At 64.6% G+C, this 14257-nt stretch carries 15 protein-coding genes; 3 read left to right on the top strand and 12 right to left on the bottom strand.

Annotated elements, in window-relative coordinates:
- Window positions 1-3: 3 nt before the first annotated feature.
- The 4 genes from rnc to coaD all read right to left on the bottom strand — a co-directional run bounded on the left by rnc (window position 4) and on the right by coaD (window position 2142).
- Window positions 4-732: a ribonuclease III gene (gene rnc, locus AC5RUO_RS07170; RefSeq protein ID WP_494008558.1), complete on the bottom strand. Its 729-nt coding sequence runs from the start codon at window positions 730-732 to the stop codon at window positions 4-6.
- Window positions 733-753: 21 nt separating this feature from the next.
- The gene (rpmF, locus tag AC5RUO_RS07165; RefSeq protein WP_009356569.1) at window positions 754-957 is read right to left on the bottom strand and encodes a 50S ribosomal protein L32; all 204 of its coding nucleotides are present in this window, start codon (window positions 955-957) and stop codon (window positions 754-756) included.
- Between the two features lie 36 nt (window positions 958-993).
- A complete protein-coding gene (locus AC5RUO_RS07160; protein ID WP_494008559.1) occupies window positions 994-1518 on the bottom strand; it encodes a YceD family protein in 525 nt (174 codons plus the stop codon).
- 123 nt (window positions 1519-1641) lie between these two features.
- A complete protein-coding gene (coaD, locus tag AC5RUO_RS07155) occupies window positions 1642-2142 on the bottom strand; it encodes a pantetheine-phosphate adenylyltransferase (protein WP_494008560.1) in 501 nt (166 codons plus the stop codon).
- Window positions 2143-2185: 43 nt separating this feature from the next.
- Between coaD and AC5RUO_RS07150 the strand changes: the two genes are divergently transcribed.
- On the top strand, window positions 2186-3409 hold the full coding sequence (locus AC5RUO_RS07150) for an aminotransferase class I/II-fold pyridoxal phosphate-dependent enzyme (RefSeq protein WP_494103153.1): 1224 nt from the start codon (window positions 2186-2188) through the stop codon (window positions 3407-3409).
- On the top strand, window positions 3409-4197 hold the full coding sequence (locus tag AC5RUO_RS07145; protein WP_494103152.1) for a spermidine synthase: 789 nt from the start codon (window positions 3409-3411) through the stop codon (window positions 4195-4197). The genes AC5RUO_RS07150 and AC5RUO_RS07145 overlap by 1 nt, the downstream gene beginning before the upstream one ends.
- A 3-nt stretch (window positions 4198-4200) precedes the next feature.
- On the opposite strand, the gene rsmD is transcribed toward AC5RUO_RS07145, so the two are convergent.
- The 5 genes from rsmD to AC5RUO_RS07120 all read right to left on the bottom strand — a co-directional run bounded on the left by rsmD (window position 4201) and on the right by AC5RUO_RS07120 (window position 10636).
- Entirely contained in the window at window positions 4201-4857 is a 657-nt protein-coding gene (rsmD, locus tag AC5RUO_RS07140) for a 16S rRNA (guanine(966)-N(2))-methyltransferase RsmD (RefSeq protein ID WP_494008983.1), read from the bottom strand.
- Between the two features lie 12 nt (window positions 4858-4869).
- Window positions 4870-7143, bottom strand: coding sequence for an ATP-dependent DNA helicase RecG (locus AC5RUO_RS07135; RefSeq protein WP_494103151.1), 2274 nt, complete (start codon window positions 7141-7143; stop codon window positions 4870-4872).
- Window positions 7133-8119 carry a DAK2 domain-containing protein gene (locus AC5RUO_RS07130; protein WP_494103150.1) on the bottom strand — a complete coding sequence of 329 codons (987 nt, stop codon included), beginning with the start codon at window positions 8117-8119 and terminating at the stop codon, window positions 7133-7135. The genes AC5RUO_RS07135 and AC5RUO_RS07130 overlap by 11 nt, the downstream gene beginning before the upstream one ends.
- Before the next feature lie 22 nt (window positions 8120-8141).
- The gene (gene thiL, locus AC5RUO_RS07125; RefSeq protein ID WP_494103149.1) at window positions 8142-9203 is read right to left on the bottom strand and encodes a thiamine-phosphate kinase; all 1062 of its coding nucleotides are present in this window, start codon (window positions 9201-9203) and stop codon (window positions 8142-8144) included.
- Window positions 9204-9268: 65 nt separating this feature from the next.
- On the bottom strand, window positions 9269-10636 hold the full coding sequence (locus tag AC5RUO_RS07120) for a hypothetical protein (RefSeq protein WP_494103148.1): 1368 nt from the start codon (window positions 10634-10636) through the stop codon (window positions 9269-9271).
- 108 nt (window positions 10637-10744) lie between these two features.
- Between AC5RUO_RS07120 and AC5RUO_RS07115 the strand changes: the two genes are divergently transcribed.
- The gene (locus tag AC5RUO_RS07115; RefSeq protein WP_494050693.1) at window positions 10745-11248 is read left to right on the top strand and encodes a DUF3515 domain-containing protein; all 504 of its coding nucleotides are present in this window, start codon (window positions 10745-10747) and stop codon (window positions 11246-11248) included.
- Window positions 11249-11291: 43 nt separating this feature from the next.
- Here the strand turns inward: AC5RUO_RS07115 and AC5RUO_RS07110 are convergent, their stop codons facing one another.
- The 3 genes from AC5RUO_RS07110 to AC5RUO_RS07100 are packed head-to-tail and all read right to left on the bottom strand — an operon-like array spanning window position 11292 to window position 14256.
- A complete protein-coding gene (locus AC5RUO_RS07110) occupies window positions 11292-12431 on the bottom strand; it encodes a D-alanine--D-alanine ligase family protein (RefSeq protein WP_494103147.1) in 1140 nt (379 codons plus the stop codon).
- A gap of 2 nt (window positions 12432-12433) precedes the next feature.
- Window positions 12434-13486 carry an NAD(P)H-dependent glycerol-3-phosphate dehydrogenase gene (locus AC5RUO_RS07105; RefSeq protein ID WP_494103146.1) on the bottom strand — a complete coding sequence of 351 codons (1053 nt, stop codon included), beginning with the start codon at window positions 13484-13486 and terminating at the stop codon, window positions 12434-12436.
- A complete protein-coding gene (locus AC5RUO_RS07100) occupies window positions 13483-14256 on the bottom strand; it encodes a lysophospholipid acyltransferase family protein (RefSeq protein WP_494103145.1) in 774 nt (257 codons plus the stop codon). Before AC5RUO_RS07100 ends, AC5RUO_RS07105 begins: the two co-directional genes overlap by 4 nt.
- Window position 14257 lies beyond the last annotated feature (1 nt).

Genomic DNA, 14257 nt, shown 5'->3' with positions numbered 1-14257 from the left:
GCGCTACTTCGCTGCTACGGAACCAGCTGACGTGCCGGACGCGTCGGTGGATTTGGCTCCGGAGAGGACACGCCAGGCATCGGCGGCGGCTTCCTGCTCCGCTTCCTTCTTGGAGTGGCCGGAGCCCTTGCCGTAGGCCGTCCCGCCAATGTTCAGGACAGCGGTGAAGGTGCGCGCATGGTCCGGGCCGGCACCGTCCACAGCGTAGTGGATAGTGCCCAGCTGCCGGCTTGCCGCAAGCTCCTGGATGCTGGTCTTCCAGTCGGTACCGGCGCCCAGTACCGCAGCGTCCTTCAGCAGCGGACCGATCAGCCGCATGACCAGCTGGCGGGCGGTCTCGATGTCGTTGGACACGTACGTGGCACCGATCAGCGCTTCCATAGTGTCGGCCAGGATTGACGCCTTGTTCTTGCCTTCGGTGAGCTTCTCGCCCTGTCCAAGGTAGATGTAGTCGCCAATGCCGAGGCTGCGCCCGATATTTGCCAGGGCGCGGGTACTCACCACTGCGGACCGCCGCTTTGCCAGGTCCCCTTCAGGAAGGTCCGGGTTGTCCCGGTAAAGGGCATCCGTCACCGAGAATCCCAGGATGGAGTCACCCAGGAATTCGAGCCGTTCGTTTGTGGGAATGCCGCCGTTCTCGTAGGCGTAGGAACGGTGTGTCAGCGCAAGACGAAGCGTCCCGGCGTCAATAGTGACACCGAGACGCTTCAGAAGCTCTTCAGTTGAAGACATCTGGTCAGCCTGAGTGGCCGATTAGACGTCAGCGACCTTGCGGCCCTTGTACTCAAGGAACAGCGCAGTGCCAGCAGAGTCGGTAACGACCTTCGCCTGGTGCGGCAGGCTGTAAGTAACCTGGCCGTTCTCAACGGTCTTCACCAGGTGGGGGGCGGTCGCCTTCCACTGCGAGCGGCGGGCGCGGGTATTCGAGCGAGACATTTTCCGCTTGGGAACAGCCACGGCTAACTCATTTCTCTCTAGACAAACACGTACAAATCAATTTTGCCGGTCAGGCTTAGCCATATCAGCTAGGGCAGCCCAGCGAGGATCAATGACCTCGTGGTGGTGCCCCGGCTCGTCTTCCAGGCGAACTCCGCATTCGGAGCAAAGGCCCTGGCAGTCTTCCCGGCACACCGGCTGGAACGGCAGCATGGTAACAACCGCGTCCCGCAACACCGGTTCAAGATCGATTAGATCGTGCTCGACTCGACGTTGCTCTTCATCATCTTCTTCGTCCGAAAGCTCAGCGCCTTCGTAGAAGAATAGTTCTTGCACATTGACCTCCAGGTCATACGCAAGGGGATCCAGGCATCGGCCGCATTCACCGGTTACTTCGGTGAGGGCGGTTCCTGATACCAGAATTCCTTCGTGTACGGCCTCAAGCCTCAGATCCAGCTCGACATCCGAGCCTTCCTGAACACCAATGAGCGGCACACCAAGATCACTTGGTGCGGGTACATGTTCCTTCAGCGTCCGCATGCTTCCCGGGCTGCGACCGAGATCCTTGACATCGAACACCAAGGGCGAACCAGCATCTCTTTTAATGAGAACTCCTGTTGAACATATGACCGACGTACCATTTTAGCCTGAAGAATCCCGGGGACTCAAACCGGGGTGCCGGCGGGCTGGAAGTACCGGACTAGCCTACCGCCTGGGCTGTTGATCCTGCGCAGGCTCGCCAGCAAGCATCCGCCGCTGCACCGATCTGGGCACATAATCGGACACGTTGCCGCCCAGGCCCGCCACTTCCTTGATAAGGGTGGATGACAGGTGGACATAGTGGGCCTCGGCGGGCAGGAACACGGTCTCCACACCGCTGAGCTGGCGGTTCATGGTGGCCATGGGCAGCTCGTAGTCGAAATCGGAGGAAGACCTTAGCCCCTTCACGATCGCGGAAACACCACGCTGGCGGCAGTACTCGGCCAGCAGGCCCTCCCCCACGGGCTCAACAACGATTCCTTTGAGCGAGGCCAGGGTTTCCCGGGCCATCTCCAGCCTCTCGTCCAGGGTGAACCTGTACTTCTTGGCGTAATTCGTGGAGATGGCCACGATGACTTCGTCAAAGAGCCCGGCCGCCCGCGCAATAACCTCAAGATGGCCGTTGTGGATGGGGTCGAAGGATCCTGGGCAGACAGCTCGTCTCATGCTCCGAACCTACCCCATTAAAAGCCCGGGATAACATGACTGGATGCATCCTCGACGGGAACATTCCCCAGCTCCTGCCCCGTGGCAGCGCACGGCCCTCGGCGCCAATCTCCTGGCGCCCGACGGCGGCCTGGGCGTAACGATCTTCGAGGAAATGACCGGCTTGGCGGTCCGGACGGGCGCAATTAACCTGGGTCAGGGCTTTCCGGACGAGGACGGGCCGCTGGAAATCCGCGAGGCGGCACGCGCCGCCATCAGTTCGGGAGCAAACCAGTACGCCCCGGGCAAGGGAATCCCGCTGTTGCGGGAAGCTGTGGCAGCCCACCAGGAGCGCTTCTATGGCCTGGCGCCGGACCCCGAAACAGAAGTGGTTGTCACCACCGGAGCCACCGAAGGCATCGCGGCGTCCCTCCTGGCCTTCGCCGGCCCCGGTGACGAAGTGCTCACCCTCGAACCCTTTTACGATTCTTACGGCGCGGTGATTGGCCTCGCGGGTGCAACCCATGTGACCGCACCGCTCGTGGCGCCGGACTTCCTCCCGGACATGGCCGCCCTCGAAGCAGCGTTCAGTGAACGGACCCGGGTTGTGCTGCTCAACAATCCCCACAATCCCACCGGGGCCGTCTTCCCACGCAGCGTCCTGCAGCGGATTGTGGAGCTGGCCCGGAAGTACGACAGCATCATCATCACGGACGAGGTTTATGAGCACCTGACGTTCGGCGTCAGCCACATCCCGGTCGCCGGCCTTCCGGGCGCAGCAGAGCGGACCATCACCATCTCCTCGGCCGGAAAGACCTTTTCGCTCACCGGCTGGAAAGTGGGCTGGCTTTCCGGGCCGGCAGATCTGGTGGCGGCAGCGCGGACCGTGAAGCAGTTCCTTACGTACAGTTCCGGGACGCCCTTCCAGGCGGCCATTGCCGCCGGCCTGGCCCTGCCGGATGCCTTTTACACGGGCATCGCCGCTGAGCTGGAGCACAAGCGGGACATCCTTAGTGCAGGGCTGCGCGCCGCCGGCTTCGAGGTCTTCTCCCCGCAGGGCACCTACTTCGTCAACGTGGACACAGCCCCGCTGGGCATCACGGACTCGGTGGACCTTGCCAGGCGGCTGCCTGCCCTGGTGGGCGTGGCGGCCATACCGGTCCCGGTGTTCTGCCACCCGGAAGGAGCGGAACGGACGCGCGGCCTGCTCCGGTTTGCCTTCTGCAAGAAGACCACCGTGCTTGAGGAAGCAGCCGGAAGGCTGGCCACCCTGGGCGAAAAGCTCTGATGTCCGCCGAGAACACCGGCCATGCCACCAGGTTCCTGCGCAGCACGGGCCAGCACGCCGCCATTCATCCGGACAGTTTCACAAAGGGCAGCTATGTGTTGAGCATTGGCGGCGCCGAGCAGTCCCACGTCAACCTTGGCCACCCGGAAGAGATTTTCTACGAGTACCTTCGCAGGATCGGGCACCTGGTGGACCTTTCAGCCCCTCCGGGAGAGCCGATCCGGGCGTTGCACCTGGGCGCCGGTGCGCTGACGCTGGCCCGCTACATCCAGGCCACCCGGCCCGGGTCAGTGCAATATGCGGTGGAACTGGAGCGGGAACTGCTCGATTTTGTCCTGCGTCAGCTTCCGCTTCCGGACGGAACGGACCTTCACACCATCACAGGGGATGCCAGGGACGCACTGGGTGAACTGGACCCTGGGCTTACTTTCGACGTCATCATCCTCGACATTTTTTCCGGGCCCGAAGCCCCCGCCCATCTTGCCTGCGCGGGCTTTTACCGTGAAGCGCGGGAGAAGCTGGGCCCGGAGGGTGTGCTGGTGGTCAACGTCGGTGACGAGCCGGGACTGACGCTGGTGCGCAGCCAGGTAACCGCAATGCGGCAGGCGATGGCCGACGTCGCTGCCTTCGCCGAAGCGGGCATGTTCGAGGGCAGGTACCCGGGCAACATCATCCTGGCAGGCACGCAGATGCCATGGCCAAGGGAATGGTCCTTGGAACTTGTGGCCCGTGGCCCCCACCCCGCCAGGGTGTTGGCCGGAGTGGGCCTCGACCCCCTGGCGGGCTAACGCCTATTGGGTTTGCCCCTCCGACTCTGCCGCCTCCGGAATGTCCTCGCCTGCAATCGCGTCCGGCACATACGGCTCGGCAAACCACAGCCTGGTTTCGCCGTATTTCTTTTCCGCGAACCGCGCCAGGCTGCCGGGCCATCCAGGCTCCGGGGAACGGGATGAGCGTTCCACCACCACCACCGCCGCCGGCGCGAGATGCGGGGCCAGTTTCTCCAGCACAGCGGACAATGCCACCTCCTCAAGGGGATACGGCGGGTCCAGGAAAACCAGGTCCCAGCTTGCGGACGGCGCGGCACGGTCCAGGAACGGCTCAACCTTGGACCGGTGCACCGTTACCGCTTTGCGCCCCAGGACCCCGTTGAGGAGGTCCGCATTCCGCTGGCAGACGGCGCTTGCCTTGGCCTCGGATTCCACCAGGTCCACGGCCTGGGCGCCCCGGCTGCCGCTTTCGATTCCCAGCGAACCGGAGCCTGCGTAAAGGTCCAGCACCCGGGAGCCGGATATGACGTCGAAAGCGTCAAGGCGGGAAAACAGTGCTTCCTTGACGCGGTCGGTGGTGGGGCGGGTCAAGGAGCCGGGAACCGCTGACAGCGGGGTGCCGCCGGCGGCACCGGCTATGATCCGGCTCATTCTGGCCTCCTTGCTCCACCGGCGTATCCGGCTCCCCTGTTATCCGCGTTCAAGGAACGCCTCCTTCTCCGGGTTGAGGTACTTCTCGATGGCATCCGCCAGTTCAGGGTGGCGGGACAGGAAGGGGTCCGCGGCCACAATGTCCTGCGCGTCCTCCCGGGCGCGGGCGATGACGTCCTCGTGCTCCAGGACACGCAGCAGCTTCAGGGTGGAACGCCCGCCGGACTGGGAAGCTCCCAGGATGTCACCTTCACGGCGGAGCTTCAGGTCCTCCTGCGACAGGACGAAGCCGTCGGTTGTCGCGGCCACCGCTTCCAGCCTCCGCCGGCTGGGATGGCCGGGTTCGAGTGCCGTGACCAGCAGGCAGGTGCCGGGCAGGCCTCCGCGGCCCACCCGGCCGCGGAGCTGGTGCAGCTGGGAGATGCCGAACCGGTCGGCATCGAGGATGACCATCAGCGTTGCATTGTGGACGTCCACGCCCACCTCAATCACGGTGGTTGAGACCAGCAGTTTGATGGTGTTGTCCACGAACCCGGCCATCGTTCCCGATTTCAGCTCAGGGTCCTGGCGGCCGTGCAGCGGAGCCAACGGCACCCCTGACAGGGAGGGTTCACCCTGCAGGTGTTCGACGACGGCTGTCACCGAGGCGAGTTCCCGCTGGCTTTCCTCGGTGTCGAGGCCAGGTGGCTCCGCCTCTCCGGGGCTGAAGTCGCCGTCGTCGTCGGTGCCGATCTTGGGACAGACGACGTAGACCTGGTGGCCGGCGTCGACCTCCTCGCGCGCGCGGGCCCAGATCCGGCCGGCCCACGCAGGGTTTTCCGCGAGGCCCACCAGGTGCGTGGTGATGGGCGCCCGGCCCTTGGGCAGTTCGTCAAGGGTGGACGTTTCGAGGTCCCCGAAGACCGTCATGGCCACCGTGCGGGGAATCGGAGTGGCAGTCATGACCAGCAGGTGCGGCGGCTTCCGGGCTTTGGCGCGGAGTGCGTCGCGCTGCTCGACGCCGAACCGGTGCTGCTCGTCCACCACGATCAGGCCGAGGTCGTAGAAGGACACATTATCGCTGAGCAGGGCGTGGGTGCCGATGACGATCCCGGCCGTTCCGGACGCGGCGTCCAGCATTGCCTGCCTGCGGGCGGCCGTCGGCATGGACCCCGTGAGCAGGGTGACCTGTACGGATGCGTCGTCCCCGCCGCCCAGGCCGCCCAGCAGGCCATCCCTGGACAGCGGGCCAAGGGTGCGGCGGATGGAATCATAATGCTGCGCGGCAAGCACTTCGGTGGGGGCCAGGAGGGCCGCCTGTCCCCCGGCGTCGACCACCTGCAGCATGGCACGCAGCGCCACCACCGTCTTGCCGGATCCCACCTCACCCTGAAGCAACCGGTTCATGGGGACATCGCTGGCGAGCTCGCCGGCCAGCGTCTTGCCCACAGCGGCCTGGCCGTCGGTCAGGGTGAAGGGGAGGCTGCGGTCGAACGCTGCCCGTACGCCGTCCGGACGGGGCCGCCGCGCGGTGGCCTCCTCGGACGCCAGCTGGGCCCTGCGCCGGGCCAGCGCCGCCTGCAGGACCAGCGCTTCCTGGTACCGGAGCCGCTCCCGCGCCTGCTTCCAGTCCGCGGCCGATTCGGGTGCATGGATCAGCCGGTACGCCTGGTGGAGGGGCAGGAAGCCCTCCCTTTCAGCCACGGCCGGTGGGACGGGGTCCGGCAGTGAGGCGAGGTTCGCTGTCTCCAGCAAGGCGGCGACCACCTTCTGGATCTTCCAGCTCGGAAGCTTTGCCGTTGCGGGATAGACGGGGATGGGCATGGCGGCCAGCTTGCCGGCGTCCTGCCCGCCGGTGGAAAACGGCTCCTCGTCCAAGACGTGGTAATCGGGGTTAGTCAGGCCCAGGGATCCCTTGAAGCTGGTGACCTTGCCCGAGAACAGGGCCCGCCTGCCGGGCAGCAGTTCAGCCTTGGCCCGGTAACCGTTGAAAAAGCTGATCTTGAGCGTACCCGGGACTTTCCCCCGGTAGTCGGTGCCGCCCACAACGCGCAGCCCGGACTGGCCGTCGTCGTCGGAAATGACGACGTCGGTGATGGTTCCCTTCCGGGCGCGCATGGTCCGGGTACTGCTGGAGAGCACCCGTGCGATCAGGGTGACGTCCTCATCAAGCGGAATGTCGCTGATGGGCGTCAGTTCGCCGCGCGTCAGGTAGCGGCGTGGAAAGTAGTTCAGCAGCTCCTCGACCGTGGTGATGCCCAGGTGCTTTTCGATGACGGCGGCGGAACGTTTGCCGATGCGCCGTTCCAGGGCCAGGTCCAGCTCAGCGTTCATGCCCGGCGGTGTTGACTGCGTTGGCGTCGGGGTCCCTCGGCAGCGCGAGTTCACTGATGCTGATCTGCGAGGGTTCGCCGAGGGACCGGATGATGGCGACGGCAGGATCCGGATCCGGCACGTGGACGTGGACGCGCCACCGGTAGTTTCCGCCCGCGTCGGCGCCGCTGCCCACCTGGCTCATGATGACGGATTCGCCGATTTCGTCCAGGCGCTGCCGGAGGGTGGCAGCGTTCAGCGGGGACAGGCTGATGGTGCACATGACCTCCACGCCGTCGTCGTCCGGCATGTCGGCATGGATGTGGGGGTCCGCGACGTCGTAGCCGTGAAGGCCGTCCAGAAGTTCGCTCTGCAGCTCCACTCCCATGACCGCGGAACGGAGGCAGTCAAGGATCAGGAGCATGCCGACGCCCCCGGCATCCACAACGTGCGCGGTGGTCAGGGCATCAAGCTGGTCCTCCGTCTGGATGACCGCTGTGAGCGCCCCCTCAACGGCGGCATCCAGCGCCAGGCCCAGGGCATGGTTGCTGTCATCTCCGTTCTGCCCGGCGTCTACTGCGGCTGCTGCGCGCGCTGCGGCTTCCATGACAGAGAGCATGGTGCCCGGCACGGGGTCGCTCAAGGCGGACCACGCGCGGATCTGGGCCCGGTTCAGGGCCGCAGCCAGAAGGGTGGAGGTCAGCCGGGTGTGGCCCTCCAGCGGCTCTGCCGCGGCGCAAAGGAATACGGAGAACAGCGTCCCGGAATTGCCCCTTGCCTCTTCAAGGGCAGCCTGCCCTGCGGTGGACAGGACGGCACCAACGTCCATCTGCGCCGGCTGGTCCGCACCGGCAGCGAGGGAGTGCGCCGCTGCCCGGACGGTCAGGTACAGGTTGGTGCCGGTGTCCCCGTCTGCCACGGGGAAGATATTGATGGCGTTCAGGCGGTCGCTGTGGTTGCCCAGGGCAGTTTCAGCCTTACCCAGCCACCTCTTCATCGCTTGCGCGTTGGCGGCAACCTTAGTGTGCAAAGTGATCCCATCCCCCGGTGTCCGCGGACCGGCCCGCAATCCTGACGCCCGGAACCTCGTTGATTCCCAGTGCTTGTACCGAGCCTATCGCAGTGAATCCGGGAGGCAGCTGAATGCCGGACGGGAATGTGGCAAGCAGCCCGTGGTCCTCCCCGCCGCTGAGGATCCATTCCCTGGCATCGACTCCGAGCAGCTCTGCGGCCGGCTGCAGGACGGATGCCAGCCGCACCAGTTGCTCCGGGTCGAGGTCAACGGCCACATGGCTGGCAACCGCCAGCCGGCTGCCATCGCGGACCAGCCCGTCCGAAACGTCCAGCATGGCGCTGGCCCCGGCAGTCCTGGCGGCAGGACCGGCCGACAGTGGAGGCCGCGGCCGGCACTGCAAATCGAGGAACACCCGCTGTTCCGGGCTGATACGGTCCACGGGTACCTCCGATTCGAGCAGCGCCAGGCCCGCAGCAGCGTGGCCTGCCGTGCCTGCCAGCGCCAGGACATCGCCGGGCCGCGCACCGGAACGCAGAACCGCGGCGCCGCCGTCGAGCGTTCCCAGGACGGCCACCGTAACGGAGATTTCCCGCCCCCGGCCCAGGTCGCCTCCGGCAACCGAGCAGCGGCCTGCACCGAGTTCCCGGATCCCCGCGGTGAGCCCGTCCGCCAGGTCCTCAACCCAGCTGACCGGGGTGTCCGGCGGCAGCGTAAGGCTTACCACCATGGATGTTGCGGTTGCCCCCATGGCATTGATGTCGCTGAGGTTCTGCGCTGCTGCCTTCCAGCCGACGTCGTAGCCGGTGGTGCGGTAGCCGTTGGCCCAGGCAAGGCGGAAATCCTGGTCCTCGACCTGGGTATCGATGCTGATGACGGTTCGTCCATCGGGTACGGCAAGCACCGCGGCGTCATCCCCCGGGCCAAGGAGTGTGGCCTCGGTGTGCCGATTGTCCATGGCAAGCCTGGGAAAGATCCTGGCCAGCAGTTCGGCCTCGGACAGTCCGGCCACGACCGAGACTTGGTTGTGTGGGGTTCCGCCGGAGCCGGGAGTATCTGGACGCATCATGGGAGTTTTGGACACAAGCCAACGCTACAACTGTGCCCTGACATTACCGCTGGTGCAGCCATCAATCACCTGCTCCCAAGCACTGCGCAGGGAACAGCAACCTGCCAGGGCCCTGGAGCTACCGGTATGACCGTCTGAGGCATCGAGGGATCTCCCAGACAGTGTTCCTTCGCGATTCGTACACCTGGCGCCCATTCCGGACCTGACTGCCGGTGTGAGGAGGCCTGCAAGTAGCTGGTCGATATGAACAGCGCCATGGCTACAGGTGCCCAGTACCTCGTCCTATTCGCGGCTATCAGCCCCCGGCCCTCCGCCACCGCACAGGCAATAGGCAGAAGGGCGAGCAAAAACATTGAGGGAGCAGCGGCGTACCGGAAGAACGTGAATGTGGTAAGCCAATTCTCTTCGGTGAAATTTGCAAAATCCGCTTCAGGTGTTGGATTAAGCAATACGGCGGAAGTCCAGCAGGCCGCCGCCGCACCAAAGGAATACAGCGCGATTACCCGCCATCTTTTATCTCCGAAAACCAGCACAAATGAGAGGAGTGCAAAAACAATGAGCGTGGGGATTGCCACAGCAAACCCTCCATAACTGACTACGTTCTTTCCCATAGCCGCAGAATCCGTCTCCCACAGTGATCCAACAGCCTGTAGCAGAAAACCGTAAACTACCGACAGCGGCTCAATTGCATCAAGCCGGGGCGCCTCGGAGTAACGCGGGTTAAGGACAGTGGCCAGGAACTGAAATCCAAGCCCGACTATAAAACCTGCCGGAGCCCAATAGTTTCTTCGCCGGACAATTGCCCAGATTGCCACCGGGAGGAAGATGCCGGAGATAATTTCAGTGGTGGCTGCAAACAACGCCGCCAGGAACAGGCTTGAGCGGCCGAACCAACCCCGAGGCTCGAATATGAGAATCCAGGGGCAAAGCCACAGCACGTACCAGTGAAGGTTTGCGGCATTCCCGAGAACTTCAAGGGGACCGATGGGAACAAGCACGGGAACCAGCGCGACCATCAGACGGTAACTGCGTTGGTGGAACATCTCTCCAGAAAGCACATAGCATGCAACTGATATGGATGCCACCACGGCACAACTGATAAATGACATCAGCCATGCATAGGATTCAATAGGAGCCACAGAGTAGGCAATTGCGGAGACAATTCGGGGGATGGTGTGGAGATATCCGGCATAGGGCTCGCCTATACTCAACCACGGACCCATTGATATTGTTTCCCGCAAGAACACCGAGGCGTCCTCCGCCCACAAAGTCCCTCGCGAAATCTCGGGAAGCCGGAACCAGGCGACGAATGTGATGAGGCCAATTGCCATCACATATACGCAGGACTTAAGGATTCGTGACTGCAGGGGACTTGAAGACCGCTTACCGCGGTACCGCACCGGTGACAGCACGGCATCCGAATTTTTTTTCATGATGGGAACAGCATATAAGGGGAACGCTCCATGGCTGAACGAGCCACATCCTTGGCCTGCCTGCAAAGCTCGGTCTGGCCGAAGCAACGGCGGCGATAGGCTGGACAGATGCACCGCCCCACGCCTTCCCTGCCCGTCCGTGCCGCCAGGATTGCACTGGTTGGAGCACTTGCCGCTTTCTCCCTGGCCGGGTGTTCCCCTGCCGTGGACGTCACAGCCGCCAAGGATGCTGCCAATCCGGCCTGCGCCCCCATGATGGTGTCACTGCCGGATGCGATTGGAGAAGCGCAGTTGCGGAAGACCAACAGCCAGGGAACCGCGGCATGGGGCGACCCGTCCCTGGTCATCCTGCGCTGCGGTGTCAATGTGCCAGGGCCGACGACAGACCGGTGCGTGACCGTGAACGGCATTGACTGGGTCATCAAGGAGGGCGACCCGGTGTGGACACTGACAACCTATGGCCGTGAACCGGCCACCGAGATCCTCATGGATCCTGACAAGATCAGTTCGGCCACGGTCCTCGCTGACCTTGCCACATCGGCCGGAAAGATCCCTGCCACCCGGAACTGCGTTGGCCAGGAAGAGCTGCAGGACCTGCCGCAGAGCCAATAGGGAGACACCTCCGGAATGCTCCGGAGGTGCCCTCCAGGGCACGTCAGCGCAGGCCCGTCTTCCGGTTCAGCGCCAGGTGGATGAGCTCGTCGATCAGGTCGGAATAGCTCAGCCCCGACGCGGCCCACATCTGCGGGTACATGCTCTTGGGCGTGAAGCCCGGCATAGTGTTGATCTCGTTGATCACCAGTTCGCCTTCGGGCGTGTAGAAGAAATCCACCCGGCTCAGCCCCTCGGCGCCGACGGCGTCGAACGCTGCCGCGGCAAGGTCACGGACCCGGGCGATGGCTTCCTCCGGCATGTCGGCGGGACAGCTCAGTGCCGCGGCATTGTCCTCCACATACTTTGCCTCGAAGTCATAGAACTCGTGGCTGCCGCTGGCCACGGAAATCTCGCCGGGCATCGAGGTCCGCGGGGCGTCGGTGCCCCTGCCTTCCAGTACAGCGCACTCGATCTCGCGCCCAGTAATTCCTGCCTCAATGACGAGCTTGAGATCGTGCCGGCGTGCCGCCTCGATGGCGGCGTCCAGGTGCTCCAGGGAGTCCACCTTGGAGATTCCCATGGACGAACCGGCGCGGGCCGGCTTGACGAAAACGGGGAAACCGAGCCGATCCACCTGCTTGCGGACGGCTTCCGGATCCTTGCGCCACTGCCGGTCCGTGACAGCAATGTATGGGCCCACCTGCAGCCCGGCAGCCTCGAAGACCACCTTCATGAAGTGCTTGTCCATGCCCACCGCGGAGGCCAGGACCCCGGCGCCGACGTAGCGGGTGTCTGAAAGCTCCAGCAGTCCCTGGATAGTGCCGTCCTCGCCGAACGGGCCGTGCAGCAGCGGGAAGACCACGTCAACGGTCCCCAGCTCCTTCGGGACTTCGTTGGGTGCCGTCACGATCAGCTGGTGCTCGCCGCCGATCTCGGCGAGCGTGACAGTCTCCGCCGACGGCGCAACCTCCGGCAGCGCCGATGAGGAAAGGGACCATTGGGCGGTGTCGGCGGAGGCCAGCACCCACTGCCCGGACTTGGCAATTCCGATCGGAATCACCTCGTACTTGTCCTTGTTAATGGCGCCGAGAACTCCGGCAGCGGTGACGCAGCTGACGGCATGCTCACTGGAGCGGCCGCCGAAAAGTACCGCGACCCGGGGTTTGGCCGGTTTGCCTGCGGTCAGGTTGTCATGGGACATGGTCAGTAATCGCCTTCAGGTTTCAGTTCCCGGGACAGCAGGACAGTCCCCAGTTTGTTAACGGACAGCTTGCCGGCAAGCACTGCCACGACGGCGGCCGTGATGGGCATGTCCACGCCAAGCTTGCCCGCCAGTTCGTGCACGGCCTGGCCCGACTTGATGCCCTCGGCAGTTTGGGTCATCTTCTGGCCCACTTCCTCGAGGGTGAGGCCCTGGCCGAGAAGCCGCCCGGCGGTATGGTTCCGGGACAGCGGCGAGGAACAGGTGGCCACCAGGTCGCCCAGGCCGGCGAGCCCGGCCATGGTTTTCGCATCACCGCCCAGGGCCAGCGCCAGCCGTGAGGTTTCTGCAAGTCCGCGGGTGATGACCGAGGCCTTGGTGTTGTCCCCCATCTGCTTGCCCTCGCAGATGCCCACGGCCAGAGCGATGACGTTCTTGACGATGCCGCCGATCTCGACACCCACCACGTCCGAGGTGGTGTAGGGCCGGAAGTACGGCGCGGTGCAGCTTCTTGCCAGCCATCCGGCGACTGCCGGTTCCGTGCAGGCCACCACGGAGGCGGTGGGTTCCTCGCGGGCAATTTCCATGGCCAGGTTGGGGCCGGAGACGACGGCGATCCGGTCGTTGGGCAGGTCCAGCTCCTCCTGGATGACCTGGCTCATGCGTGCGTCGGTGCCGAGCTCAAGGCCTTTCATGAGGGAAACAACGATGGCCCCCGGCGAGATCAGGGCCTTCCATTCCCGCAGTTGCGGCCGCAGTGACTGGGCCGGGACCGCCAGGACCACGAGGTCGGCCCCGTGGAGCACCTTACGGACGTCGGTGGAGGCTGTGATGCTGGCGGGAAGGGCGATGTCCTTCAAGTACTGCTCATTGCGATGGCTGCCGTTGATCTGTTCAACCACTTCGGCGCGCCGGCCCCAGACCCTGATGGCCCGCGGCGAGTCCGCGGCAATGGCGGCATCGGCCAGGATCTTCGCAAATGTGGTCCCCCATGATCCGGCGCCGAGCACGGCCACGGACTGCGCAGAACCGGTCAGGTCCGCGTTAAGCGTCACTGGGCATCCGTCCCGTTGGCGGACTGCTGCTGTCCGCGTTCAACGAACCTCCCGTGCTTTGCCTGCTGCTTCCGCGCCGGATCCCAGCGCTCGGCCGGCGGCTGCTCACCCCGCAGGTCAGCCAGGAGGCCGGTGATGGCGTCCATGATGACGTCGGTGGCCGCCGTGAGGGTGGCTTTGTCCAGGGGCTTTCCGGAGAACGCGCTGAGGTCTACCGGCTCGCCAACAACAACCCGCGACTTTTTCCGCGGGAAGACATGGAACCGTTTGCCATAGCGCGGAAAGACCTCGTGCGCGCCCCAGTGGGCAATCGGCACCACGGGGATGCCGCCCTCAAGGGCCAGACGTGCCGCACCGGTGTGGCCCTTCATCGGCCACAGGTCGGGATCGCGGGTGAGGGTGCCCTCGGGGTAGATGATGATGGCACCGCCCTCGGCGACCACTTCCTGGGCGACCTGCAGGGATCGGTTCGCCCCCGCCGTCGAACGTTCGACCGGGATCTGCTTGGTGGCCCGCAGTACCCAGCCCAGGACCGGAACCTTGAACAGTCCGGACTTCGCAAGGAAGTGCGGCGCGCGCTTGTGGTTGTAGAGGAGGTGGCCGATGATCAGGGGGTCGATCTCGGTGCAGTGGTTTGGCGCGGCAATGAAGCCTCCCGCGGGCAGCTTTTCGGTGCCCTCCCACTTCTTGTCCATCATGAGGTTGAACAGGGGACGTACTATCGCCGCGACCGCCACGAAGGTCGCGCGGCTCTTGGCCGATTCCTTCACC

This window comes from Arthrobacter sp. Y3221087, from assembly GCF_059089905.1.
This window is presented reverse-complemented; position numbering and strand designations above follow the sequence as displayed.